Genomic DNA, 23,610 nt, shown 5'->3' with positions numbered 1-23,610 from the left:
GTCCGCGAGAGTGCGGCCTAACAATTCGTTCAAGCCGAACTTGCTTCGCTACACCAACAACGTGGCAGGTAAAGCTTGCCACGTTGTCGGCTACGCTACGCAAGTCGGCTTAACTCAGGCGTTAGGCCTCATATGATCAGTCGCGACCATTGGGCTTCACAGAGCGGGGCGTATGGTGGTCGCTCCTAACCAGAGGAGACGTGCCATGGTGAAAGTAGCGCTGTTCGTCCGCTTGGAAGCCAAGCCCGGGAAAGAGAGAGAAGTAGAGCAGTTTCTGCTAGGTGGGCTTCCACTGGTTCAGGCGGAGCCTGCCACTACTGCATGGTTCGGCATTCGTCTCGGGCCATCCACGTTCGGCATTTTTGACGCCTTTCCCGACGAGGCGGGCCGTCAGGCTCATCTTGCTGGCAAGGTTGCCGCTGCCCTCATGGCCCAGGCTAGCGACCTCTTTTCCGCGCCGCCGACCATCGAGAAGGTTGACGTTTTAGCTGCAAAACTGCCTGGTTCGTGAAGCCTAGCCAGGCGCGCCAGCCGACCGTTTTTTTTGCTTTGTATTCCGCGGGCATGAGGCCTAACAATTCGTCCAAGCCGACGTCGCTTCGCGGCGCGGCTTAACTCAGCAACCGTCTTGTCCACCGGATGCTCTAGGCGGCGATCGCATCGCCTTCCGCGAATCGCCGCTCATCCGGCGCCGGCTCCGGCGGCTCTTCTTCGGGAAGCTCCCAGTCACTCGGCCAACACCGCGTTGGCTGTACGTCTCTACTGTTGCGCAGCCCATTTCAGGCGCATTCATGGCGCTTCCAATGGCTCGGGTCCCGTTCGCAAGGGTACGCGTGGCGCTCAACGCGGCATCGGTGACGCTCTGAGCGGAACGCTAGGCCCGCTCCGGTGCAGCGCCGGCGTTCCCGTTGGCACCGGTGGCGCGTTTGGCGGCATGCACGGCGCTCCGGGCGCCTCGCGCGCCTGTGCCGAGGGCATCGCCGCGACTTTAAGCGGCAACGATGCCGCTTTTTTCGCCACCGCCGCCACTTGAGGTGGCGACGCTGACCTTTCAAGCGGCGGCATTGCCACTTGCCTGGAGGCGGATGGCCCTTGGAGTGGCATGGCTGCGCCTTTGGGGTGCACCCGTGGCGCGGGGCGACTCACTGGCCGCATTTTCCACGGACACCCTGCGTGCTGGTGGTTGCCGCGATAGACACTGCCGGGCATGGCAGGATGGCGGCCCCTCGCCCTGCGGACCTGCCATGCGGACACCCCTGCTGCGGACCTGTGTTGCCACCCTGGCGTTTGCCGTGCTCGCGGCCGCGTGCGCCCACGGCGGGCCCGGTGCGCTGCCCGGTGGGGCGACGTTCGTGGTTGTCCGGCATGCCGAAAAGACCAGCGAGCCCGATGACCCGCCACTCACCGCGGCGGGACTGGCGCGGGCCCAGGCGCTGGCGGGCTGGCTGGATGGGCGGCCGCTGGCGGCGGTCTACGCGACCGGCTACCGGCGCACCCAGCAGACGGCCGCGCCAGCCGCGGCACGCAAGGGCCTGACGATCACGACCTACGATGCGAAGCAGCCCGCGGCGCAATTCGCGGACGCGCTCCGGAGCCGGCACGTCGACGGCACGGTACTGGTGGTGGGCCACAGCAACACCGCCCCGGACATTGCCGCGGCGTTGTGCCGCTGCGTGGTGGCACCAATGCCGGAAACCGAGTACGGCCGCCGCATGGTGGTGACGGTCAGCGCCGAAGGCAGTGCCACGCTGGACGTGTCGAATCCGCCGTGAGGCCCCTGCCCGCCTGGACCGGCGACACGATGGCGCTGCGCGAGCAGCAGGTCGAACTGGCTGCGCGCGTATCGCTGCATGACGCACTGCCCTGCCCGCTGCGGCGCATTGCCGGGCTGGATGTCGGCTTCGAGGACGGCGGTGCCACCACGCGCGCGGCGGCGGTGCTGATCGACGCGCGCACTGGAAGCGTCATCGAGCAGCATGTCGCGCGGATCGAAACGCGCATGCCCTACATCCCGGGCTTCCTCAGCTTCCGCGAGCTGCCGGCGCTGGTTGAAGCACTGGCGATGCTGTCGTCGACGCCGGACCTGGTGTTTGTCGACGGGCATGGCGTGGCGCATCCCCGCGGGCTGGGCGTGGCCGCACACATCGGCGTGGAAACCGGTCTGCCGGTGATCGGTGTCGCCAAGAAGGTGCTGGTGGGCGAGTTCGAGGAGCCCGGCCCGATGCCGGGCGATCGCACCCCGTTGCTCTACAAAGGGCAGCGCATCGGCACGGTGCTGCGCAGCAAACTGCGTTGCCGGCCGCTGATCGTGTCGCCGGGCCATCGCGTCAGCCACGAGACCGCGTTCGAGCAGGTATTGGTACGGCTGGCCGGCTACCGCCTGCCCGAGCCCACGCGCCTGGCCGATCGCCTGGCGTCGCGTCGCGACGCCGCGAGCCGTGCCTGAGCCAACGACGCAACGCAGCGTCGCCGCGATGTAGCCCGCCGCCAAGCGCAGGCGTGGCAGTCTGGCGGCCCCGAGACTTCCGGAGCCGCCCGTGACCACCGTGATCGCCCCGCGCGTGCATGACATCGGCGGCTTCGAAGTCCGCCGCGCCGTCCCCTCGATCCAGGCACGCAGCGTCGGGCCGTTCGTGTTCGTTGACCACATGGGCCCGGCGGTGTTCGAACCCGGCACCGGCATCGACGTACGCCCGCACCCGCACATCGGCCTGGCGACAGTGACCTACCTTTGGTCGGGCACCATCCGCCATCGCGACACGCTGGGCAGCCTGCAGGACATCACCACCGGCGACGTCAACTGGATGACGGCCGGGCGCGGCATCGCCCATTCCGAGCGCACGCCGGACACCCTGCGTGCAGGGTCGCACCCGCTGCACGGGATGCAGACCTGGGTGGCCCTGCCGCGCAGCGTCGAGGAAGCCGCGCCGGCGTTCCATCACCACCCTTCCGCGACGATTCCGCAGCAGCGCCGCGATGGCGCATGGCTGCGTGTCGTAGCCGGTCGCGGCTATGGCGAGGAGTCGCCGGTGGCCGTGTTCGCCGACACGCTGTACGTGGCGATCGACCTGGCGCCGGGCGCGGAACTGGCCATCGACGACAGCCATCGCGAACGGGCGCTCTACGTGCTGGAAGGCCAGGCGCAGCTGGACGGTGCCGACCTGCCGGAGAAGCACCTGGTGCTGCTGGACGAAGGCGGCCGGCCGCGGCTGCGGGCGCTGACGCCGGTCAAGGCGATGCTGCTGGGCGGCGAGCCGCTGGATGGGCCGCGACACCTGTGGTGGAACTTCGTGTCCAGCTCGAAGGAGCGCATCGAGCAGGCCAAGGAGGACTGGGTGGCGGGCCGGTTCGGCCACGTGCCGGGGGACGACGAGTTCATCCCGCTGCCGGAGCGATAGCGCGACCGCTCGTCGGTTTCTCCGGAAACTGAATCGGGACCATTTGTCAATCCCCCGCGACTGGACTATGTTGCACCTGCAACACGTGTGCAATGCACGTGAAGATGTGGAACAACCCAGGGGGAAATCGATGAAGATGTCGGCACGAAGCTTGCCGTTCCTGCTGCTGCTCGGGGTCGCGGCGCAGGCACAGGCCCAGGACCCGAATGCGTGCCCGCAATTGCCGGTCGACTCGGGCCTGGCATGGCAGCACCAGGCCGCAGGCGATTCGGAGTTCTGTCGCGCACTGCGCGAGGACGGCACCGAGGCGTTCGGGATGGTGATCGGGCGCGACTCGCCGTTCGAGCCCAACCGCAGCAACCGTGAAGAAACGGGGCGGATCGACGGCCGTGAGGTGCAGTGGTACCGCGCCGAGCTGGCCCTCAAGCCGGGCGTGGAAGCGCGCGAGACGCTGGTGGAACTGCCGGATGGCCGCGTGGCGCATATCTGGCTGCAGGCGAAATCGGCGCAGGACCTGCGAGCGGCCTTCGGGCAGGCTGAAGGGCTGCGGTTCGGGGCGCCTCGCGATACGCAGGTGGCTTCGGGTCAGTAAGCCGCCAGCCTGGTGCCAGAGAACAGACGGGCCATGTCGTCGGACATGGCCCTTTTTCTTTCGGTGGCGCGGGCCGCGCGCGGGACGAAAGGGCCATCACTTCCAGGACGGGTCCGGCGCTTTCGCCCGGACGACGGCCTGGGACGTATTGGCACTAGAACCGGCCTTCCTGGAAGTCCACGAACGCCTGCATCAGCTCCTGCCGGGTGTTCATGACGAAGGGGCCATGGCGTGCGACAGGCTCGCGCAGGGGACGGCCTGCGACCAGGATGACGCGCGCTCCGTCGTCGCCGGCGCGCAGCACGAGGCGATCGCCACCGCCCAGCACCGCCAGCGTCTGCGCCGGCAGCGCGCGCGCATCCTCGCCCTCGCCTACCGCGACCTCGCCTTCATAGGCATAGGCGAACACGTTGTGTCCGGCCGGTAGCGCGTACTCCCACGCTGCCCCACGCTCCAGCGCGATATCCAGATACAGCGGCTCCGTCGCCGGCTGCGCGATCGGGCCGGCGGCGTCGCCGACGGTGCCGGCGATCACCTTCACCGACACACCGGGCGCGGGCTCGACCTGCGGGATGCGGTCGGGCGCGAACTCCTGGTAGCGCGGCGCGGTCATCTTCTCCCGCCCCGGCAGGTTCACCCACAGCTGGAAGCCGCGCATGCGGCCTTCCTCCTGCTCGGGCATCTCCGAGTGCACCAGCCCGCGCCCGGCGGTCATCCACTGCACGCTGCCGGGCACCAGCACGCCCTCGTTGCCGTGGTTGTCCTTGTGCCGCATGCGGCCGTCCAGCATGTAGGTCACGGTCTCGAAGCCGCGGTGCGGGTGCTCGGGAAAGCCCGCCAGGTAGTCTTCGGGCCGGTCGGTGCCGAACTCGTCCAGCAGCAGGAACGGGTCGAGATCGGGCAACTGCGGGCTGCCGATCACGCGGGTGAGCTTGACGCCCGCGCCGTCGGACGCGGGCATGCCGCGGACGGTGCGGGTGATGCGGGCGGCTGGGGCAATCGCGTTCATCGGCGGGCTCCGGTCAGGTCGGGGCGCCACGTCGGCGCCGGCTCCAAGGATGGTGCCACCGCGCAGCAGCGCCAGCCGGTGCGCTGCAAACCACTGTTCCATCCCGGCAACGGCCGGGTTGAAACATGCGCCGTGCCCTGTTACCGCCGGGTCAACCGCCAGCAGCGGTGGATGCGCGGGTTGCGCTCGAAGTCCGGCGGGATCGTCGATGCCGAGATGTCCTCGATGTGCGCGAATTCCGACACGGCCGCCTCGTCCAGCTTGAAGCGACGGAAATTGTTGGAGAAGTACAGCACGCCGTCGCGCGCCAGGCGGGCCACGGCGGCACGCAGCAACGGCACGTGCGCGGCCTGGATGTCGAAGTCGTCGGCGCGCTTGGAGTTGGAGAACGTCGGCGGATCGCAGAACACCAGGTCGTACTCGGCCGTGTCGGCCTGCAGCCATGCCAGCGCGTCGGCCTGCACCAGCCGATGGCGGGCGCCACCGAACCCGTTCTCCTGCAGGTTGTCGGCACACCACTGCAGGTAGGTCGCCGACAGGTCCACAGTGGTGGTCTGCCGCGCGCGCCCGGCGGCCGCGTGTACGGTGGCTGCGCCGGCGTAGCCGAACAGGTTGAGGAAGCGGGTGTCTTCGGCTTCTTCTGCAATACGCAGGCGCAGCGGCCGGTGGTCGAGGAACAGGCCCGTGTCGAGGTAGTCGAACAGGTTGACGCGCAGGCGCACGTCGCCCTCGCGGACCACCAGCATGCCCTGCCCGGTGCGCGCGCCGCCGACATCCGCGTACTTGCTGCCGCCCTTTCCGCGGGCACGGGTCTTGAGCGCGACACGCTCGCGCGGAACGGCGAATACCTCGCGCGCGGCCGCAGTGAGCTCGCCCAGGCGGCGGCGCTGATCGGCCTCCGGCACCGTGGCGGGCGCGGCGTACTCCTGCACGTGCAGCCAGGCATCGGACTCATTGCCGTCGGCAGGCTGGTAGATGTCGATGGCGGCCGAGTATTCGGGCAGGTCGGCATCGTAGGCGCGGTAGCAGGTGACGCCCTCGCGCTGGCGCCACGCCTTGAGCTTGCGCAGGTTGCGGCGCAGGCGGTTGGCGACCATCTGCGCGCCGTCGCTGAGGGTCGGCGCCGCTTGCGTGCTGTCTCCGCTGTCTGCACCCTCGCGGCGGGCCGGGGCGATCGGGTCGCACACGATCAGCGTGCACTCCAGCGCGCCGTTGAAGATCTGGTAGCGCTTGCCGGCGCGCAGGCCGGTGGCGCGGGCCAGTTCGGCATCGCCGCACAGCAGGCTGGCGCGCCAGTCGGGCACGGCGCGGCGCAGGGCGTCGCCGAGGGCGCGGTAGAGCGCGGGGTCGGCGGCAAGGCGCGCGTCGTAGGGGGGGTTGCTGACGACGAGGCCGGGGGTGGCGCCTGCAGGTTCGGGCCGGCTGGGTTGTTGCTCTTGATCGTCATTCCCGCGAAGGCGGGAATCCATGGACGTCGCTTCTGCGTTTTCCTTCGCACGTGCCCATGGGCTGTTTGCCTTGCCCGCAGCGACGTCGCCGCCGGGGTTTTCCAACGTCACTGGGTTCCCGCCTTCGCGGGAATGACGGTTTGGGAGGGCCGAGGTGTCCGCAGTGACGTCCTCGTTGCGACCTTCCAACGTCCATGGTTCCCCGCCTTCGCGGGAATGACGGCTTCGGGAGGGCGACGCAAGCGCGGGGGCGCCCAGCGTCGCAACATCGCCCACCTGCCAGTCGATGACACCCGCGAGCCCCGCCATCACCGCATTGTCCTGCGCGGCGCGAATGGCGTGGGGGTCGAGGTCGCGGCCGGTAAATGCCGGACGCAACGCGGCCATGCCCACGCGCTCGCGGCCCCGGGCCTGGATGACCAGCAGGTCCCAGGCCGGCGCGTCGAAACCTCGCCAGCGCGTCGGCGGTCGTTCGCCGTGGCGCTGCAGGCCGGGGGCCACGTCGGCGGCCATCAGCGCGCCTTCGATCAGCAGCGTGCCGCTGCCGCACATCGGGTCCAGCAGTGCGCCGCCGTCGGCGTACACCTGTGGCCAGCGGCCACGCAGGAGCACGGCCGCAGCCAGGGTTTCCTTGAGCGGCGCCTCGCCCTGTTTCTGCCGCCAGCCGCGGCGATGCAGCGGGCCGCTACCGAGGTCGACCGACAGGATCGCGCGACCCTTGCGCACCACGAGGTTGAGACGCAGGTCGGGCGCGTCGAGGTCGACATCGGGTCGGCTTCCGGTCTGGGCGCGCATGACGTCGACGACCGCGTCCTTGACCCGCTGCGCGGCGAAGCGCGCGTGGGTGATGCCGGTGCCGGACACGTGCGCGTCGACAGCGAGTGTGTGGTGCGGCGCCAGGTGGTCGGCCCATGGCAGCGCCGCTGCCCCGGTGTACAGCGCAAGCTCGTCGGCGCACTCGAACTCGGTGAGCGGCCACAGCACGCGCGACGCCAGCCGCGACCCCATCACCGCGCGCTGGGCGTCGGCCAGCGTGCCTTCGACATTGACGCCGCTGACGGTGGCCGTGGCGCGCGCGCAGCCAAGGGCGACCAGCTCGTCGGCGAGGAGGTATTCGAGGCCTTTGCCGCAGCTGGCGAAGAATTTCACTGGGGATTTCCGGAAGTCGGTTCGTGGGCGGATGGAACGGGTACGACCTTGGAGCGGCGTCGTTTCATCGACCGCTCGCCCATCCCCGGTGCGGGACAGGCTGTCCCGGGTTCACAGCGTCGCGAGCAACGCTGCGAACGCGTCGGCGCTGGCGTCGACGTGGGCGGAGAGGCGGTGGCTATCGTCGACCAGGTGCAGGCGGGCGTTGCGGGTACGCGCCCAGTCGACGACGTGGTCGGCCGGGATCAGCTCGTCGTGCCAACCGTGGATGATCGCGGTCGGCACGCGCGCGGCGTCCAGCGGATGGGCTTCGTGCAGTCGGATCGGCGGCGCCATCAGGAACAGGCCGGCGACCGGCACCTGCAGCGACACCAGCCCGGAGATGAAGGCACCCAGGCTCGAACCGGCCAGCACCAGCGGGCCGCGCGCGGCAGCCTCGCGGGCGCGCTCAAGCAGGCGCTGACGGCGGGCGGCGACGTCGCCCAGCTCGCTGACCTCGCGCATCGCGTCAAGGTCGGTGTAGTCGGGGCGCTCGTGGGTCCAGCCCAGGCGCTGCGCGACTTCGGCCAGGGCGGTGACCTTGGTGGCGTCGGGTCCGCTTTCGAAACCGTGGGAGAGGATGCAGTGTCCGCGCATGTGGTGACCGGGTCGTGTTGCGCCCGGAGTCGCGGGCAGGTGTGCTTTCGGAGTGCAGGAACGTCAGGACTCGGCGGTGACCGCGTCGCCCAGGCGGATCGCCCCGCCCTCGAGGATGCGCGCGCACAGCCCGCCCATCCCCCGCATCGCGTTGTAACCGCCGGGACCTAGCGCCTCTTCCATGCGCGAGCACGGATCGCAGGCGTCGGTCCCTTCCAGCAGCACATTGCCGATGCGGAAGCGACGGCCTTTCAGCGCGATCAGCGGCAGTCCGGAGACCACCAGGTTGCGCCGCAACAGCGAGGCCTCGACCGAAGCGTGGCCCGACAGCGCCGCGATCACGGGCAGGTGCTCGGCCTGGATCAGCGTCACGCCGCGCTTGCCGCTGCCGCCGCGGTAGCGGTCGCCGACCAGGCCGCCGCCGGTGCCGGCTTCGACCTCGGCCACCTCCCGCATCGGCGTGTTGCGCGCGGGGCGCACCCCGATCCATTCCACCCGTCCGGGTCGCGGCAGCGTCGCCATCAGGCGACCCAGTTCGGAGTCGGCGGGCGGCAGCTTCACGCGGGGCTCCGGGCGGGCGGGACGGGGCGCGATGGTAGCATCCGGCCCCATGCTGCCCGACCTGCCGCCGCCCGCCGTGGACGTGCTTTACGACCCGCTTCCGTACGAGTCGCGGCTGGACGCGCGGCCCGTCTCGCAGGTCGACCTGGTGGTCATCCACTGCACCGAGGTGCCGGACCTGGCGCGCTCGCGCCGTTTCGGCGAGGAGGTGCTCTACCCCGCCTCCGGTACCGGCAACAGCGGCCACTACTACGTCGACCGCGACGGCAGCCTCCATCAGTACGTGTCGGCCGGCCGCACCGCGCACCACACACGGGGCTACAACCCGCGTTCGGTCGGGATCGAGCTGGTCAACACCGGGCGCTACCCGAACTGGCTGGACTCGCGCCACCAGGCGATGGACGAGCCGTACACCGACGCCCAGATCGCCTCGCTCATCGCACTGCTGCAACGCCTGCGTGCCGACCTGCCGGCGCTGCGCTTCATTGCCGGGCACGAGGACCTGGACACGACGACGGTCGAGGCCACCGACGATGCCTCCGTGCAGGTGCACCGCAAGCGCGACCCGGGCCCGTTGTTCCCGTGGCGGCAGGTGCTGGACGCGGTACCGCTGCAGCGCCTGCAGCCCTGAGGCGGCGCCGGGGGGCGCAAGGACCGGCCGCTATACTGCGCGCCCCGCTTTGCTGCCTCCGACCCCATGACCCCACCGCCCTCCGAGCCCGGACTGCCCCTGCACGAGCCGGTCGTCCACGAGCTGGTCCAACTGCTCTCGCTGGAGCGGCTGGAGGACAACCTGTTCCGTGGCCAGAGTCGCGACATCGGGACCAAGTACGTGTTCGGCGGGCAGGTGCTGGGCCAGGCGCTGTCGGCCGCGCAGGCGACGATGACCACGCCGCGCGGCGCGCACTCGCTGCACGCCTACTTCCTCAAGGCCGGCGACATCGAGGCGCCGATCGTCTACCAGGTCGACCGAACGCGCGATGGCGGCAGTTTTTCGGTGCGCCGGGTGACGGCGATCCAGCACGGCCAGCCGATTTTCTTCCTCGCCGCTTCGTTCCAGCGCGAGGAAGGCGGCGGCGAGCACCAGCTGTCGATGCCCGAGGTGCCCGGTCCGGAAGACATCGACCCCGCCCCCGCCGTGCCCGACAAGGTGATGGCGACGCTGCCCACCAAGATCCAGCGCTGGCTGTCGCGGCAGGGGCCGTTCGAGTTCCGCCACGTCTACCCGCGCGACGAACTCAAGCCGCCCAAGCGCCCGCCCTACCAGCAGGTCTGGTTCCGCCTGAGCGAGCGCGTCGGCGACGCGCCCGAGCTGCACCGCGCGCTGCTGGCCTACGCCAGCGACTTCCACCTGCTGGGTACGGCGACGTTCCCGCACGGCATCAGCTACTACCAGCCCAACGTGCAGATGGCCTCGCTGGACCACGCGCTGTGGTTCCACCGCCCGTTCCGCGCCGATGAGTGGCTGCTGTACTCGATCGACAGCCCCAGCGCGCAGGGCGGGCGCGGGCTGGCGCGCGGGCAGATCTTCGACCGCCAGGGCCGGCTGGTCGCCAGCACGGCGCAGGAAGGCCTGATCCGCGTGGTCGAGGACGCCAAGGCTGCCGCGCACGTACCGGCGAAGGACTGAGGGTTAGAGGATGCGCCAGGTATTCAGCAGCCCGCGGCTGGAGAACGTCGAGCAGGTTGCCCGGTTGCTTGAGGATGCGGGTATCGAAACCCGCATCACCGACGGGCGCTCCTACAAGGGCAACCGCCGTCGCAACTTCAGTTACGGCAGCGCCGATGCCGACGCCAAGCCGGCGGTGTGGGTGGTGCGATCGGACGACCAGGTTCGCGCGCGCACGCTGCTGCGCGATGCCGGGCTTATCGATTCGACCCGCCCCACCGACAGCTACCTGGCCCCGACCTTCCGCACCGAGCCGGCCGCCGGCCCGCGCAAGTCGGGCGTCCAGAGCCGCGCGGCGCGCATCAAGCTGGTGCTGCTGGGCGGCATCGCCATCGGCGTGGCCTTCATGGTCCACCACATGCTGACCAACCGCCCGCCGCAGCAGGAGGCCGCCGGGCCGTTCGACGGCAGCATCGCGCCGGTGTTGCTGCCGGTGGCGCGCGCGGTGTTCGAGCACGAACTGCCCTCGGCGCGCCTGACCACGGTGTGCCTGAGCATCGACGGCAAGGACGCGCCGCAAGAGATGCTGGAAGCGCTGTATCGCCAGGGCATGGTGGTCGCGCCGGGGTCGACGTGCGTGCGCAACCCCGACGAGGACGTGGGCAGCCAGCATCGCAGCGGCCGCGAGGCGCTGCTGCTGGACGTGACGCGCTTCCGGCCCACAGCCCCCGACGAAGGCGAGGTCGAGTACACCGCCTACCACCACCGGATGTTCGGCGACTACAAGACGCTGCGGGTGCAGCGGGTCGACGGCCGCTGGGAGGTGATCGAGGTGGTCCGCCACGTGTCGAGCTGACGTCCGCGGGACGGTGCCCCGGTCGCATCGCACCCGGTCACATCGGCCGGCGCGGCGCGTCCCTGGAGGCATCCCGTCCGCGCCATGATGGAGCCCGCCATGCCCAGCGCCCTCGCCCCTTCGCACGCCGTCCTTGCGCCCACGACCGATGTCGAAGCGGTCATCCGCGAGCACCTGCCCGCCGCCGCGCAGGGCGACACCGATGCCTACGGCCGGATCGTCGCCGCGTGCCAGAACCCGGTGACCGCCATCGCGCTGGCCATCGTGCGCGACGTGCCGGCCAGCCAGGACATCGCCCAGGACGCCTTCATCAGCGCGTGGCGACACCTGCAGCGGCTGCAGAACCCCGCCAGCTTCCTGCCGTGGCTGCGGCAGATCACCCGCAACCTGGCGCGCGACCACCTGCGCGCGCGCGTCCGGGGCGGCGTGCCGGTTGATGACGCCGATGCGGTGATCGAAGCCGCTGCGGACCCCGCCCCTGACCCGCTGCACCAGGCGCTGGAGGACGAACGCCAACTGATGGCGGCCGAGCTGATCTCCGCGCTGCCCGACGACAGCCGCGAAGTGCTGCTGCTGTACTACCGCGAGGGCCAGCGCTCACAACAGGTAGCCGCGTTGCTGGGGCTGAGCGACGCCGCGGTGCGCAAGCGGCTGTCGCGCGCCCGGGCCACGGTGCGTGATGAACTGCTGGCGCGCTTCGGCGAGTTCGCGCGCAGTTCCGCACCCGCCGCGGCGTTCGCCGGCATCGTCACCAGCGCACTGGTGCTGGCCAGTCCGCCCGCGGCCGCCGCCGGCATCCTGTCGATCGGTGCTGCCGCAGGTGCCAAGACGTTCGGCAAGGTGCTGCTGGGGGCGGCCGGGAGCATCGGGTTTGCGCTGCTGGCGGCGCTCGCGGGGGTTTACCTGGGCCTGCGGCGCCAGCTGAAGGGCGCGATCGACGCCGCCGAACGCCATGCACTGATCCGCAGCTCCGTGGTGTGCGCGCTGGCGTCGGTCGGGTTCATCATCACGATCACGGCCTTGGCGGCGGAAAGCAAAGGTTGGTTGTGGCCCGTGGTCGCCACGGCCGTGTTCATGGCGACGGTGTTCTGGCAGGCGATGGTGGTGCAGCCGCGCGCACTGCAACGGCGGCACGCGCGCGAGGCGGCCCTGGACCCGACGGGCGCCGCGCGTCGCCGCCGCCGGGAGAAGGCGATCGCTTGGATCGGCGCCGTGGTGGGTTTCACCTGCGGCATCGGCGGGCTGCTGCTGGGACTGGTCTCGTCCGGCCGGATCTGAGCACGAGGCGACCCGCGGCACGCGTCTACACCGTCATTCCAGCCGTAGCCCGATCCATCCTGCGCATCGCAATGGACACAAAAAAGCCCGCGTTTCCGGAAGGGGACGCGGGCGTCCGGTTTCACGCAGTCAGGCGTCAGCGACGCGCGTGCTGCAGGTCGACCAGCCTCAGGTAGCCGTCCCGGTCCTCGTCCATGAAGGCGAACATCTTCGCCATGCGCGGCATGCCCGACTCGACCTCTGCGCGGCTCAACCGGCCGTCCTTGTCGGCGTCGGCCTCGATGAAGTTCTGCTGCATCCGCTCGGCGTGCCTGGACTTCCATTCGGCGCGCCGCGCTTCGGCGGCAGCCATCAGTTCGCTGCGCACCAGGTAGCCGTCCCGATTGGCGTCGGTGGCATCAAAGCGTGCGGCGAAGCGCTCGTCGCCGGAGGCCTCGACCTTGCTGATGCGGCCGTCGCCATCCGTATCGAGCTTCAGCACGTGGCCCATGCCGCCGCGGTGACCGCCCCGGCGGCCCTGCTTCCACTGCGGGCGTTCGCCGGCGTCGATACGGCCGTCGCCGTTCTTGTCCATAGCGTAAAAATGCTCGGCCAGGCGCGGGTGCGCGGCGGCCTCGCTGCGGTCGATGGCGCCGTCGCCGTTGGTGTCGAACCTGGCCATGCGTTGGCCGCGCTCGGCCTTGCCGCGCGTGCCGTCTTGCGCGACGTCCTGCGGGGCAGCCACGGCCACGCCGACCAGTGCGGCGGCAATGGCCGCGGTCAGGAAGGTGTAACGGTTCATGCATGTCTCCGGTGTGTGGCGCGGCGTTGCGCCGATGGTGGAGTCAACGCACGCGGCGCGGCGCGGTTGACGTGGCCCCGACCACGTTCAGCCGGGCGACAGCGCGGGCGCCGCCGGCGCTATGCTGCCCGCCATGGGCAACACGCCGGACACCGACGACCTGCGCCTGTTCCACACCGGCGAGCACCCGTGCGGCTACTGGCCCGACCGCTACGCCCGCGACCTGGTGCTGGACCCGCGTGATCCGCGGCTGCCCGAGTGGTACCCGATGGCGCTGGGCTGGGGCTTCCGACGCTCCGGCGACATCGTCTACCGGCCGCACTGCCGGCGCTGCCGCGCCTGCACCGCGGTGCGAATTCCCGTCGACCGCTTTGCACCGGACCGTGCACAGCGCCGCTGCCTGTCGCGCAACCGCCACGTGACCACCCGCGTGCAACCGGCGCAGCGCAGCGAGGAGCACCTGGCGCTGTACCGGCGCTACCTCGCCGCGCGCCACGCCGGCGGTGGCATGGACGGCCATGGCGCGGTCGAGTTCGAGCAGTTCCTGATCGGGCGCTGGAGCGACAGCCGGTTCCTTGAGATGCGCGAGGACGGCCGGCTGCTGGCCGTGGCGGTGACCGATCTGGCCGACGACGCGCTGTCGGCGGTCTACACCTTCTTCGACCCCGATCCCGGGCTGGCTGCACGCGGACTGGGCACGCTGGCGATCCTGCGGCAGATCGAATGGGCACGACGCGAGCAGCGCCTGCACCTGTACCTGGGGTACTGGATCGACGGGCACGGCAAGATGGACTACAAGCGCCGCTTCCGCCCGCTGGAGCGATTCGACGGTCGCAGCTGGCGCGATTTCGACGAGGCAGACTTTCCATGAATTTCCGTTTGCGGCCGGCACTGGCCGGCCTGTTCGCCGCGCTGGTCCTGTCGGGCTGCGTGCGCGTCAATGTCCATGGCGACCCCGATGCCTACCTCCGTTCCATGACGCCGCTGCGGGTGGCGACCTACAACACGTCCCTCTATGAAGAATCCGCCGGCGGCCTGATCCGGCGCCTGGAATCGGGCGATGCGAAGGCCTCCGCGGTCGCGGCGGTGCTGCAGCGCGTACGGCCCGACATCGTGCTGCTCAACGAGTTCGATTTCGACGCGGGCCAGCGCGCCGCCGACCTCTTCCAGCGCCGCTACCTGGAGCAGCCGCAGCCCGGAGGCGGCGACGCGCTGCACTACCCGTACCGCTACCTGGCGCCGGTCAATACCGGCGTACCCAGCGGCCTGGACCTGGACCGCGATGGCCAGGCGCGCGGTGGCGTGGTCGATGACCGCGCGCGCGGCAACGATGCGTGGGGCTACGGCCTGCATCCCGGGCAATACGGAATGCTGGTGCTGTCGCGCCACCCGATCGATGCGCAGGCTGCACGCACGTTCCAGACGGTGAAGTGGAGTGCGATGCCGGGCGCTCGCCAGCCGCGCGACCCCGCCACGGACCGACCGTGGTACCCGCCGGAGGTGTGGTCGCAGCTGCGGCTGTCGTCCAAGTCGCACTGGGACGTACCGGTGCGCACGCCGCGCGGCACGTTGCACGTGCTGGCCTCGCACCCCACGCCGCCGGTGTTCGACGGGCCGGAGGACCGCAACGGCGCCCGCAACCACGACGAGATCCGGCTGTGGAGCGAGTACCTCTCCAACGAGGCCGCGGATTGGCTGTGCGATGACCGCGGGACCTGCGGCGGGCTGCCGGCCGATGCGCATTTCGTGATCGCCGGTGACCTCAACAACGATCCGCACGACGGCGATGGCCACCACGCCGCGATCCGCAACCTGCTGTCGCATCCGCGGGTCAATGGTGCCGTCGAGCCGCGCAGCGAAGGCGCGCGGGTCGTGGCCGAGTCGTATGGCATGGCGCGAACGGGCGATGCGTCGACCCACACCGGCGACTTCGGCCCGCGCGTGGGCACGCTGCGGCTGGACTACGTGCTGCCTTCCCGCAGCCTGCGCGTGGTGGACGCGGGGGTGTTCTGGCCGGCACCCGACTCGGCGGGAGCGGCCGTCACCGAGGCCAGCGACCACCGCCTGGTGTGGGTGGATCTGGAACTGCCGTAGAGCCGCTCGCTCGCCGCCCGTCCGAACACTGCGGGAGCCCTGCACGCCGATGCGGTGCACGACGTTGTAGGCATGTCCCCGGTTTCGGGCTTGGACTCGCTTGGAGATCGAGCCGCGTACCGGAGTAGACGGGCCGCCACGGACGCCGGCTTCGCCGAACCCTTATCCGTCGCTGCGCGCCACCTTCTCCCGAAGGGAGAAGGACAGCTGCGCGGCGTGTACCACCTTACTTCCCGCCGCTGGCGCTCTGCTTGTCGGTCTTCTGTCCGTCAGCCTTCCGCGTGTCCGCATCCTTGCTGGCGGTGCCGGTGCTGTCCGGGGAGCCGGCGGCAGCCGGCGCTTTCACGGGCCTCGCGCCCGCCGCCAGGCCCGCAGGCGTAGACGCGGCATCCGCCGGTGAAGCAGCGTCATCCGTTGCCACCTGCCCGGCCTTGGCATTCGCTTCTTCAACCACCGGCGCGACGGCAGCGGTGCGCGGCCCGAAGCCGAAAGCCTCATCCCCGCGCGCGGACACGATCATGCGCACCATGCTGGTGGGCACCATCAGTTCCAGATCGACCTGCTGGCCCTGCGGCGTGCGGCCGTCCAGCGTCATCTCGACCAGTGCGCCGCCGGTGTCGATCTCGCGGCACAGCAGGTGGGGACCGGCCTTGCCCTCCTGCAGGTAGGGCTTGATGGCGTCGCCCAGTGCTTCGAGCGCCTGCGGGAAAAAGAACACGGCATAGCCGTTGAGGTCGTTCATCGTGACTCCTGGAAAGGGGGCGTGCGACTCAGCGCAGCTCGACGTGCAGGGCCTGCGCCGCGTCGCGTGCATCGGCGCGGGCCGCATCGACGTCGCCGCCGGGCGCCAGCGTCACCGCGACCCGGCGCTGGCCGTCCACGCGCGGCTTGCCGAACAGTCGCAAGTGTGACCCCGGCCGTGCGAGCGCGGCGTCGACACCGGAGAACACCGGCACGCCGTGGCCCTCGGCCAGCACCGCGCACGAGGCGGCGATGGTCTTGAGCGGCACGTTGCCATCGGCGTCCACCGAAAGCGGCAGGCCAAGGATCGCGCGTGCGTGCAGCGCGAACTCGCTCAGCTCCTGCGATGCCAGCGTCACCAGGCCGGTGTCGTGCGGCCGCGGTGAGACTTCCGAGAACCAGACCTCGTCGCCCTTCACGAACAGCTCGACCCCGAACACGCCCCAGCCGCCGAGGTCGTCGGTGATCGCACGCGCCACCGCCTGCGCGCGCTCCAGCGCCAGCGGCGACATCGGCTGCGGTTGCCAGCTCTCGCGGTAGTCGCCGTCGCGCTGCAGGTGTCCGATCGGCGGGCAGAACGCGGTGCCGCCGGCATGGCGCACCGTCAGCAGGGTGATCTCGTAGTCGAAGTCGACGAAGCCCTCGACAATCACCCGCCCCGCCCCGGCGCGGCCACCGGTCTGCGCGTAGTCCCATGCGCGGTCGATATCGGCGTCGGTGCGCACCAGGCTCTGGCCCTTGCCGGAGGACGACATCACCGGCTTGACCACGCAGGGCACGCCGATGGCCGCCACGGCCGCGCGGTACTCGTCGGCGGTGTCGACGAAGCGGTAGCTCGAGGTGGGCAGCCCCAGCGTCTCCGCGGCCAGGCGGCGGATGCCTTCGCGGTCCATCGTCAGCCGCGCGGCGCGGGCAGTCGGGATGACACGCGTGTCGCGCGCCTCGCGCTCGAACTCCTGCTCCAGCGCGACCAGCGTGTCGGTGTGGATGGCCTCGATTTCCGGCACCACCAGGTGCGGACGTTCGGACTCCACCAGCGCGCGCACCGCGGCACCGTCCAGCATGTCCAGCACGTGGCTGCGATGGGCGACCTGCATCGCCGGCGCGTCGGCATAGCGGTCGGCGGCGATCACCTCGACGCCGAAGCGCTGCAATTCGATCGCCACCTCCTTGCCCAGTTCGCCCGACCCCAGCAGCAGGACGCGGAAGGCATGCGGGGACAGCGGGGTGCCGAGGGTGGTCATCGGGGCTCCGGTACGGGGCGTGAAATGGGCCGCACAGTCTACCGTCGCCGCCGCAACCCTTTGGTCTGCACGGGCGCCGTGCGATGCTTCCGCCGATGCCATGGGGACCCCGCTACCGCCGACACCGGCCCGCCCGGTTGCGCACCGGCTGCGCAATCGCTGCGCTGCTGCTGGCGACGGCGTGCGCGCGCTCCGACGACGGCGGCCCCGGCGCCACGCTGGCGGGCCTGCTGCTGGACCCTCAGATGGACGAGATCAGCGGGCTGGCCGCATCGCGACGCCACGAAGACGTGCTGTGGCTGCACGACGATGGCGGCAACCCGGCGCGGCTGTTTGCAACCAGCACCGGCGGGCGACGGCTGGCGACCTTCCATGTGGAAGGCCTGACCAAGACGGATTGGGAGGACATCGCGTCCTTCGAACTGGACGGCAAGCGCTACCTGATGCTGGCCGATACCGGCGACAACGGTGGCCTCCGGCGAAGTCTGCAGTTGCATGTCATCGAGGAGCCGGCCATGCTGGAAAACGCGCGCCTGAAGCCGGCCTGGTCGATCGCCTTCCGCTGGCCCGACGGCCCACGCGACTGCGAAGCCGTCGCGGTGGATGTCGAGCGGGGCGAGATCCTGCTGGTGTCCAAGAAGCGCGAGCCGCCGCAACTGTTCTCACTGCCGCTTCGGCCGGCGGGCGAAGACATGCAGACGGCGACGTTTCTCGGCGAGCTGGCCGGCATGCCGGCACCGTCGCAGGCCGAGCAGGACGACGCCGGCCGCGCCCAGTTCGACCGCCACGTGACCGCTGCGGACGTGTCCCCCGACGGGGGCACGCTGGCGGTGATGACGTATCGGTACCTGCTGCTCTACCCGCGCGGCGAAGGCACGTGGGCCGAGGCGGTCACCGGGGCACCGCAGGTCAGCGACCTCCCGCCCCTGCCGCAGGCCGAAGCGCTGGGCTGGTCCGCGGACGGCTCCGAGTTGTATGCGACGGGCGAGTTCATCCCCGCGCCGATGTACCGGATCAGCCCGTAGCCGCATCGCAGCGGCACTGGCGTGCCGGACGATTCAACGCACCGCGGCGCGCGGCGACATGCGCGAGCCACGGTAGACGTCCCCGGGTGCGGCCTCCGGCCTTACCCGGGCTACGCCGTTCGAATCGCCGCGACCGTCCCGACGAACGGCCATTGACGTGATATCACTTTGATATCACTCTTTGCCCATCCCAACGGACGAGACCGGCCATGAAAGAGAACCCCACCCGCTCCCTGCCCGGCATTCCGGTGCTGCTCGTGCTGCTGCTGGCCCTGGTCGCCGCTGCCGTGATGCTGTTCAACAGCGTGGCCGGCGACAGCCCGGCAACCGCCATCCTTTCGGTGCTCGGCGGCATCGTGGCGTTCTTCCTCTTGTTCGGCCTGTACATGGTCGAACCGAACCAGTCGGCGGTCCTCAGCCTGTTCGGCAAGTACGTGGGCACCGTGCACGACAACGGCCTGCGCTGGAACAACCCCTTCTTCTCCAAGCGCAAGGTCAGCTTGCGCGTGCGCAACTTCGAGAGCGGCAAGCTGAAAGTCAACGAGCTGGACGGCAGCCCGATCGAGATCGCCGCGGTGATCGTCTGGAAGGTGGTCGACTCGGCCGAAGCGGTATTCAACGTCGACGACTACGAGAGCTTCGTGCACATCCAGTCCGAGGCCGCCCTGCGTGCCATGGCGACCAGCTACCCGTACGACCAGCACGAGGAAAACCAGGTCTCGCTGCGCAGCCACCCGGTGGAGATCAGCGAGCGGCTGAAAGAGCAGCTCGACGAGCGCCTGACCGAGGCCGGCGTGGACGTGATCGACGCGCGCATCAGCCACCTGGCGTATGCCCCGGAAATCGCGCACGCCATGCTGCAGCGCCAGCAGGCCAACGCGGTGATCGCCGCGCGGACCCGCATCGTCGCCGGCGCCGTCGGCATGGTCGAGATGGCCTTGGCCGAGCTGCAGAAGAACGACGTCGTGCAGCTCGACGAGGAGCGCAAGGCGGCGATGGTCAGCAACCTGCTGGTGGTGCTGTGCAGCGACCGCAGCACACAGCCGATCGTCAACACCGGCAGCCTGTACTGAGGCCGGGGCGATGGACTGGGAGCGCTACATCGCCCCCGCAGCCATGGCGCTCAGCGCGATGCCGGTCTTCCTCATCGCCGGCTTGGTGCGCGGCGGACGCCTGCACCTGGTCAACGGCCTCGATGCCCGCCGCGTCCGCGACCCCGACCGCCTCGCCCGCCGCCTGGGCGCACTGCTGGCCGCAGTCGGATTCAGCATGCTGCTCGGTGCCACCGGCCTGGCATGGGCGGGTAACGACGAAGCGCGCATCACCGGCGTCGTCGTCGCCCTGCTGCTGGCGGTCAACGGATTGGCGGTGGCGTTGATCCTGACAGTGGCCCGCGCCCCGCGCGTAGACGGGGACGATCACCACACCGGGACGCGATCAGGCAGGCGATGAGCCAGAAGAAGGCCTACCCGCTGCGGATCAATGCCCAGGTGCTGGAGGCCGCGCAGCGCTGGGCCGACGATGAGCTGCGCAGCCTCAACGCGCAGATCGAGTACGTACTGCGCGACGCGCTGCGCAAGGCGGGCCGGCTGCCCACGCCGGCCGACGACGGCAACGACGAGAACGACGACAAGGGACAGGAACGATGAGCGAGCGCTGGATGTACGAAGTGGTCGAGGTCAAGCCCGGGATCATGGGCGGCTTCAAGACCGAGGTGATGCAGGAAGCCCTCAACCGCATGGGCCGCCAAGGCTGGGAGTTGGTCAACGTGGTGCTGACCGGGCCGATGATGCCGGCGCTGGCGGTGTTCAAGAAGCCAGCCTGAGTCCAGCGCGCACCGGTGGCCGCCCGTGGCGACGCAGGCGACCGGGCGCTACCCTGCCCCGATGCGAGGCCAGCCGCTCCATCTCGTCAACACGCCCCGGATCGAGGTCTGGCCGGGCGGCCTGCTGCGCGCGCGCAGCAACCACGACGCCCGCCTCCTGTCGCGTGCGCGCCACGTGCTACGGCGCAAGCGCGACGGCCGCTTCCTCGCCGCGGACCTGCCCGAAGGCCTGATGCCGCTGGTGCCGCGCCTGCGGCACGAACCCGGACTGGATGAGGCGCTGGACGCCATCGAATTCCACCACCCGCATCGACGCCCCGGCATCGAACGCATCCGGGCGTTGCCGCTGGACGCGCTGGAATCGCGACTTGATGCGCTCGGCCTCGACGACAGCTACGCGCAGCGCGCCGGTCTGGAACTGGTCGCCGAACCCGACTGGCTGGCGCTGGCGGGATTCGACCGCTACCGTCGCCCGCTCTGGCTGGTCGAGCCCGCCGCGCGCGCGTGGACTCAAATGCAAGCGGCCGCGCGACGCGACGGCATCGTGCTGGAGACCATTTCCGGCTACCGCAGCCACGACTACCAATTGGGCATTTTCGAACGCAAGCTGGCGCGCGGACTAACGGTCGAGGAAATCCTCGAGGTCAATGCCGCGCCCGGCTACAGCGAGCACCATTCCGGGCGCGCGCTCGACATCAGCACGCCGGGTGAGCCGGCCGCGGAAGAATCGTTCGAAGCCACGCCGGCGTTCGGCTGGCTGACCGGCAACGCCGCCGCGCACGGCTTCAACATGAGCTACCCGCGCGACAACCCGCACGGCATCGTCTACGAGCCATGGCACTGGTGCTGGCGGCCACCGGAGGTGTGACCCGGCGCAGGCGGCGTCCGTGCGAACGCCGGCAGGCCGACTATTCCTGCGAGCGCGGCGTCGGCGCGGCGTTCGCAGCGCGGGCGTCGGCGATGCGCCAGAGATAAAAGCTGGCGTAGGTCCGATACGGACCCCAGCGCTCGCCGCGTTCGGCCAGCTCGCGCGGCGTGGGCAGTGCATCGAGGCCATCCACCACCTGCGCGCCCTTGCGGATACCCAGGTCGTCCAGCGGCAGCACGTCCGGCCGGCCGAGACGGAACATGAGCATCATCTCAACCGTCCAGCGCCCGATCCCGCGGGTGGGCACCAGCGCTGCGATGATCGCCTCCTCGCCCATGCGGGCCATCTGGCGCAGCGTTGGGATCTCCCCGGCGGCCTCGCGCGCCGCCAGGTCGCGTAGCGCACGGGCCTTGTTGCCCGAGACGCCACACGCGCGCAGGCCGGCATCATCGACGGTGGCCAGCGTGTCCGCGTGCAGGCGCCGGCTGCCGATCGCGGTTTCCACGCGGCCGACGATGGTGGAGGCCGCCTTGCCGCTCAGCTGCTGGAACAGGATCGCGCGCGCCAGCGCATCCACCGGGTCGAAGCGTGCCCGCCAGCGCGGATCCGCCGCAATCGGTCCGATCCGACGCATCCACGTGGCGAGGCGGCGATCACGACGGACGAGGTGCGCGTGCGCAGCATCGGTATCGAACCCGCGCGCCATCTCAGCCCCGCCACCGACCGGTGGCGATGACGACCGCCAGGCCGACCCACGACACGATCATCAGGCCCCCGCCGAGGGGCGCTAGGCGGGTCGGCCAGCCCAGCAGGTGCGACAGCACCAGGCTGCCGGAGAACAGCACCACGCCGAGCAGCATCGCAGCGAACATCCCGCGTGCGATCGCCCCCGCGGGTTGCAGGCCGAGCGCCGCCAGTGCAATGCCATGCCCGAACGCCATCAGCGCGGCCTGTTGCAGGCGGGCCTGCACCTCGCCGTCGCTGGCATGCGCTGCGTAGGCCGACAGCGCGACGGCCAGGGCGGCAAGCAGCGCGCCGGCGGCAGGAATAACGCGGTGCCATGCGGACCCGCGCTGCGGCGGGATCGGTCGGTCGGACATGGGATCAGGTCGGTTGGCGGGCGATCACGATAGCAGCGGCGCGGGATCGGGCCGGTTGCCGCGATGCGGCGGCTACTGAACTTCTGATCGCGGCTGAAGCCGCTCCTAGGGGAGCGTCCCAAAAGAAAAACGCCGCGCATTGCTGCGCGGCGTTTCGGGTCTTGCTGCCTAGAGGTCCGGATCAGCGAACGGCCCAGACGACCTCGAACTCGCCGTCTTCCTTGAAGCCGCCTTCGATGCCCGACTTCCACAGCTCGTACGGACGCTCGGCAGTCTCGAAGCCCTGCGTCAGGGCCCAGGCACGCAGCGCATCGCGCACGACCGACAGGTTGGCCATGTGGCCTTCGAAAGGCACCATCGCGATCTGGCTGGCCGGCGAACGGCGGTACTCGACCGGACCGTCCAGCTTCAGGCCGGTGAGCTCTGGGTACTCGACCGCGGCCACTTCGGTCTCGGCGGCTTCCGCGGCCTCGTCGCCTTCGTCCGCTGCGTCGGTGTTTTCGTCCTGCTCGTCGTCACTCGAACCGCCCGAGCGCTTGCGCACCGGCATGGCGACGTCGAAGGAGTAGCTCTCGGCGCCGAACTCGTTGGTGATGATGCGCACCGGGCCCGCTGCCTCGAGGTTGTTGGACGCCATGACGCGGCGGATCCACTCCAGGTTCGACAGCATCTGCTTGGCGACCGCCTCGTTGTCACGCGGCACGGCCGCGCTGACGAACAGCAGGTTTTCCGCCGGGCGGTCCTGCAGGCGCGGAGCCATCTCCGGGTCGTCCTTGCTCAGGTCGGCATAGTCGTAGTTCGGCACGGCTGCCAGCATGTTGCTCAGGCGCTGCAGTCCCATCCGCATATCGGAGCCGACGTTGCTGCTGACGTACATGCCCGCGTAGCGGCCGATCAGGTTCCAGCCGTAGTCGACGTCGTAGGTCTGGGTGATCTCGACGTTGCGACCGGCGCGGCCGGTCGGCTTCAGGCTGTAGGTGGTGCGCTTGTTGTTGCCCGGCTCCGGGTCGGTCAGCGCGAAGCTCACGCTCTTGCGCGGCTCGTTGGCGACGATCTCCCAGCTGCCCTCGCCCAGGTTGGTGTCGGAGCTGTACTCAAGGCGGGCGCCGACACCCGAATCCGGACCCGACTTCTCGATCTCGATGTTCGGGTCGCGCAGGACGAGCGGGTTCCAATCCTCGAAGCGACGCAGGCTGTTGATCGTGTCGTACACGATGGTCAGCTTGCGGTTGGTTTCCACGCTCTCCTCGTGGTGCCGGCTGGCGGGCAGCAGGAGGCCCACAACCAGGAACAGCGCGACCACGATGGCCAGCGAAATCAGGATCTCGATCAAACGGGTCATTCAGGTTTCTCCAGGGCCGACCCGGGACCAGACCGGGACGCAGACCCATAATCC

At 70.1% G+C, this 23,610-nt stretch carries 27 protein-coding genes; 17 read left to right on the top strand and 10 right to left on the bottom strand.

The features are described from left to right. Positions 1-205: 205 nt before the first annotated feature. The 5 genes from K6753_RS09165 (at position 206) to K6753_RS09145 (ending at position 3,990) form a co-directional block, all read left to right on the top strand. Positions 206-511, top strand: a complete 306-nt coding sequence (locus tag K6753_RS09165) for a putative quinol monooxygenase (RefSeq protein ID WP_223676136.1) — start codon at positions 206-208, stop codon at positions 509-511. Positions 512-1,244: 733 nt separating this feature from the next. Continuing rightward, positions 1,245-1,772: a SixA phosphatase family protein gene (locus K6753_RS09160; protein WP_223676135.1), complete on the top strand. Its 528-nt coding sequence runs from the start codon at positions 1,245-1,247 to the stop codon at positions 1,770-1,772. A 29-nt stretch (positions 1,773-1,801) separates the two neighbouring features. Continuing rightward, positions 1,802-2,446 carry a deoxyribonuclease V gene (gene nfi, locus K6753_RS09155; RefSeq protein ID WP_223676158.1) on the top strand — a complete coding sequence of 215 codons (645 nt, stop codon included), beginning with the start codon at positions 1,802-1,804 and terminating at the stop codon, positions 2,444-2,446. A gap of 91 nt (positions 2,447-2,537) precedes the next feature. Then, entirely contained in the window at positions 2,538-3,398 is an 861-nt protein-coding gene (locus K6753_RS09150; protein ID WP_223676134.1) for a pirin family protein, read from the top strand. Between the two features lie 136 nt (positions 3,399-3,534). After that, on the top strand, positions 3,535-3,990 hold the full coding sequence (locus tag K6753_RS09145) for a hypothetical protein (RefSeq protein ID WP_223676133.1): 456 nt from the start codon (positions 3,535-3,537) through the stop codon (positions 3,988-3,990). Between the two features lie 154 nt (positions 3,991-4,144). Here K6753_RS09145 and K6753_RS09140 read toward each other — a convergent pair whose 3' ends face one another. The 4 genes from K6753_RS09140 to K6753_RS09125 all read right to left on the bottom strand — a co-directional run bounded on the left by K6753_RS09140 (position 4,145) and on the right by K6753_RS09125 (position 8,754). After that, positions 4,145-4,999, bottom strand: coding sequence for a pirin family protein (locus K6753_RS09140; protein ID WP_223676132.1), 855 nt, complete (start codon positions 4,997-4,999; stop codon positions 4,145-4,147). Between the two features lie 140 nt (positions 5,000-5,139). Beyond that, positions 5,140-7,596, bottom strand: a complete 2,457-nt coding sequence (rlmKL, locus tag K6753_RS09135) for a bifunctional 23S rRNA (guanine(2069)-N(7))-methyltransferase RlmK/23S rRNA (guanine(2445)-N(2))-methyltransferase RlmL (protein WP_223676131.1) — start codon at positions 7,594-7,596, stop codon at positions 5,140-5,142. Positions 7,597-7,707: 111 nt separating this feature from the next. Continuing rightward, a complete protein-coding gene (locus tag K6753_RS09130; RefSeq protein WP_223676130.1) occupies positions 7,708-8,232 on the bottom strand; it encodes an alpha/beta hydrolase in 525 nt (174 codons plus the stop codon). Positions 8,233-8,295: 63 nt separating this feature from the next. Further along, positions 8,296-8,754 (bottom strand): MOSC domain-containing protein, encoded by a 459-nt coding sequence (locus tag K6753_RS09125; protein ID WP_255591586.1) that lies wholly within the window; start codon positions 8,752-8,754, stop codon positions 8,296-8,298. 91 nt (positions 8,755-8,845) lie between these two features. Between K6753_RS09125 and K6753_RS09120 the strand changes: the two genes are divergently transcribed. The 4 genes from K6753_RS09120 (at position 8,846) to K6753_RS09105 (ending at position 12,536) form a co-directional block, all read left to right on the top strand. Beyond that, the gene (locus tag K6753_RS09120) at positions 8,846-9,424 is read left to right on the top strand and encodes an N-acetylmuramoyl-L-alanine amidase (protein WP_425492101.1); all 579 of its coding nucleotides are present in this window, start codon (positions 8,846-8,848) and stop codon (positions 9,422-9,424) included. Between the two features lie 66 nt (positions 9,425-9,490). After that, positions 9,491-10,423, top strand: a complete 933-nt coding sequence (gene tesB, locus K6753_RS09115; RefSeq protein WP_223676127.1) for an acyl-CoA thioesterase II — start codon at positions 9,491-9,493, stop codon at positions 10,421-10,423. Positions 10,424-10,433: 10 nt separating this feature from the next. Next, complete coding sequence (locus K6753_RS09110) at positions 10,434-11,258, top strand: DUF2007 domain-containing protein (protein WP_223676126.1); 825 nt, start codon at positions 10,434-10,436, stop codon at positions 11,256-11,258. A 99-nt stretch (positions 11,259-11,357) separates the two neighbouring features. Beyond that, positions 11,358-12,536, top strand: coding sequence for an RNA polymerase sigma factor (locus K6753_RS09105; protein ID WP_223676125.1), 1,179 nt, complete (start codon positions 11,358-11,360; stop codon positions 12,534-12,536). Between the two features lie 136 nt (positions 12,537-12,672). Here the strand turns inward: K6753_RS09105 and K6753_RS09100 are convergent, their stop codons facing one another. Beyond that, complete coding sequence (locus tag K6753_RS09100; RefSeq protein ID WP_223676124.1) at positions 12,673-13,317, bottom strand: EF-hand domain-containing protein; 645 nt, start codon at positions 13,315-13,317, stop codon at positions 12,673-12,675. 133 nt (positions 13,318-13,450) lie between these two features. On the opposite strand from K6753_RS09100, the gene K6753_RS09095 reads away from it, so the two are divergent. Further along, complete coding sequence (locus tag K6753_RS09095; protein WP_223676123.1) at positions 13,451-14,188, top strand: arginyltransferase; 738 nt, start codon at positions 13,451-13,453, stop codon at positions 14,186-14,188. After that, on the top strand, positions 14,185-15,411 hold the full coding sequence (locus K6753_RS09090) for an endonuclease/exonuclease/phosphatase family protein (RefSeq protein WP_223676122.1): 1,227 nt from the start codon (positions 14,185-14,187) through the stop codon (positions 15,409-15,411). The genes K6753_RS09095 and K6753_RS09090 overlap by 4 nt, the downstream gene beginning before the upstream one ends. 226 nt (positions 15,412-15,637) lie before the next feature. On the opposite strand, the gene K6753_RS09085 is transcribed toward K6753_RS09090, so the two are convergent. Both K6753_RS09085 and purT read right to left on the bottom strand, forming a co-directional pair. Then, positions 15,638-16,153 (bottom strand): hypothetical protein, encoded by a 516-nt coding sequence (locus K6753_RS09085; RefSeq protein WP_223676121.1) that lies wholly within the window; start codon positions 16,151-16,153, stop codon positions 15,638-15,640. A 28-nt stretch (positions 16,154-16,181) separates the two neighbouring features. Next, positions 16,182-17,396, bottom strand: coding sequence for a formate-dependent phosphoribosylglycinamide formyltransferase (gene purT / locus K6753_RS09080; protein ID WP_223676120.1), 1,215 nt, complete (start codon positions 17,394-17,396; stop codon positions 16,182-16,184). A gap of 95 nt (positions 17,397-17,491) precedes the next feature. Between purT and K6753_RS09075 the strand changes: the two genes are divergently transcribed. The 6 genes from K6753_RS09075 (at position 17,492) to K6753_RS09050 (ending at position 21,114) form a co-directional block, all read left to right on the top strand. Next, complete coding sequence (locus K6753_RS09075) at positions 17,492-18,421, top strand: hypothetical protein (protein ID WP_223676119.1); 930 nt, start codon at positions 17,492-17,494, stop codon at positions 18,419-18,421. A 209-nt stretch (positions 18,422-18,630) separates the two neighbouring features. Further along, positions 18,631-19,494, top strand: a complete 864-nt coding sequence (locus K6753_RS09070; RefSeq protein ID WP_223676118.1) for an SPFH domain-containing protein — start codon at positions 18,631-18,633, stop codon at positions 19,492-19,494. Positions 19,495-19,504: 10 nt separating this feature from the next. Further along, on the top strand, positions 19,505-19,873 hold the full coding sequence (locus tag K6753_RS09065) for a hypothetical protein (protein ID WP_223676117.1): 369 nt from the start codon (positions 19,505-19,507) through the stop codon (positions 19,871-19,873). Beyond that, entirely contained in the window at positions 19,870-20,070 is a 201-nt protein-coding gene (locus K6753_RS09060) for a type II toxin-antitoxin system antitoxin (protein ID WP_223676116.1), read from the top strand. The genes K6753_RS09065 and K6753_RS09060 overlap by 4 nt, the downstream gene beginning before the upstream one ends. Then, the gene (locus K6753_RS09055) at positions 20,067-20,246 is read left to right on the top strand and encodes a DUF4177 domain-containing protein (RefSeq protein WP_223676115.1); all 180 of its coding nucleotides are present in this window, start codon (positions 20,067-20,069) and stop codon (positions 20,244-20,246) included. Before K6753_RS09060 ends, K6753_RS09055 begins: the two co-directional genes overlap by 4 nt. 61 nt (positions 20,247-20,307) lie before the next feature. Then, positions 20,308-21,114, top strand: coding sequence for a M15 family metallopeptidase (locus K6753_RS09050; RefSeq protein ID WP_223676157.1), 807 nt, complete (start codon positions 20,308-20,310; stop codon positions 21,112-21,114). A 40-nt stretch (positions 21,115-21,154) separates the two neighbouring features. Here the strand turns inward: K6753_RS09050 and K6753_RS09045 are convergent, their stop codons facing one another. The 3 genes from K6753_RS09045 to K6753_RS09035 all read right to left on the bottom strand — a co-directional run bounded on the left by K6753_RS09045 (position 21,155) and on the right by K6753_RS09035 (position 23,556). Continuing rightward, the gene (locus K6753_RS09045) at positions 21,155-21,820 is read right to left on the bottom strand and encodes a DNA-3-methyladenine glycosylase family protein (protein WP_223676114.1); all 666 of its coding nucleotides are present in this window, start codon (positions 21,818-21,820) and stop codon (positions 21,155-21,157) included. Position 21,821: 1 nt separating this feature from the next. Beyond that, positions 21,822-22,214 (bottom strand): DUF423 domain-containing protein, encoded by a 393-nt coding sequence (locus K6753_RS09040; RefSeq protein WP_223676113.1) that lies wholly within the window; start codon positions 22,212-22,214, stop codon positions 21,822-21,824. Between the two features lie 181 nt (positions 22,215-22,395). Further along, positions 22,396-23,556, bottom strand: coding sequence for a polyketide cyclase (locus K6753_RS09035; RefSeq protein WP_223676112.1), 1,161 nt, complete (start codon positions 23,554-23,556; stop codon positions 22,396-22,398). Between the last annotated feature and the right edge of the window lie 54 nt (positions 23,557-23,610).

The organism is Novilysobacter selenitireducens (assembly GCF_020026895.1).
Classification (GTDB): Bacteria; Pseudomonadota; Gammaproteobacteria; order Xanthomonadales; family Xanthomonadaceae; genus Lysobacter_C; species Lysobacter_C selenitireducens.
The sequence above is the reverse complement of the archived record's forward strand: the minus strand, read 5'-3'. Positions and strand labels throughout refer to the sequence as shown.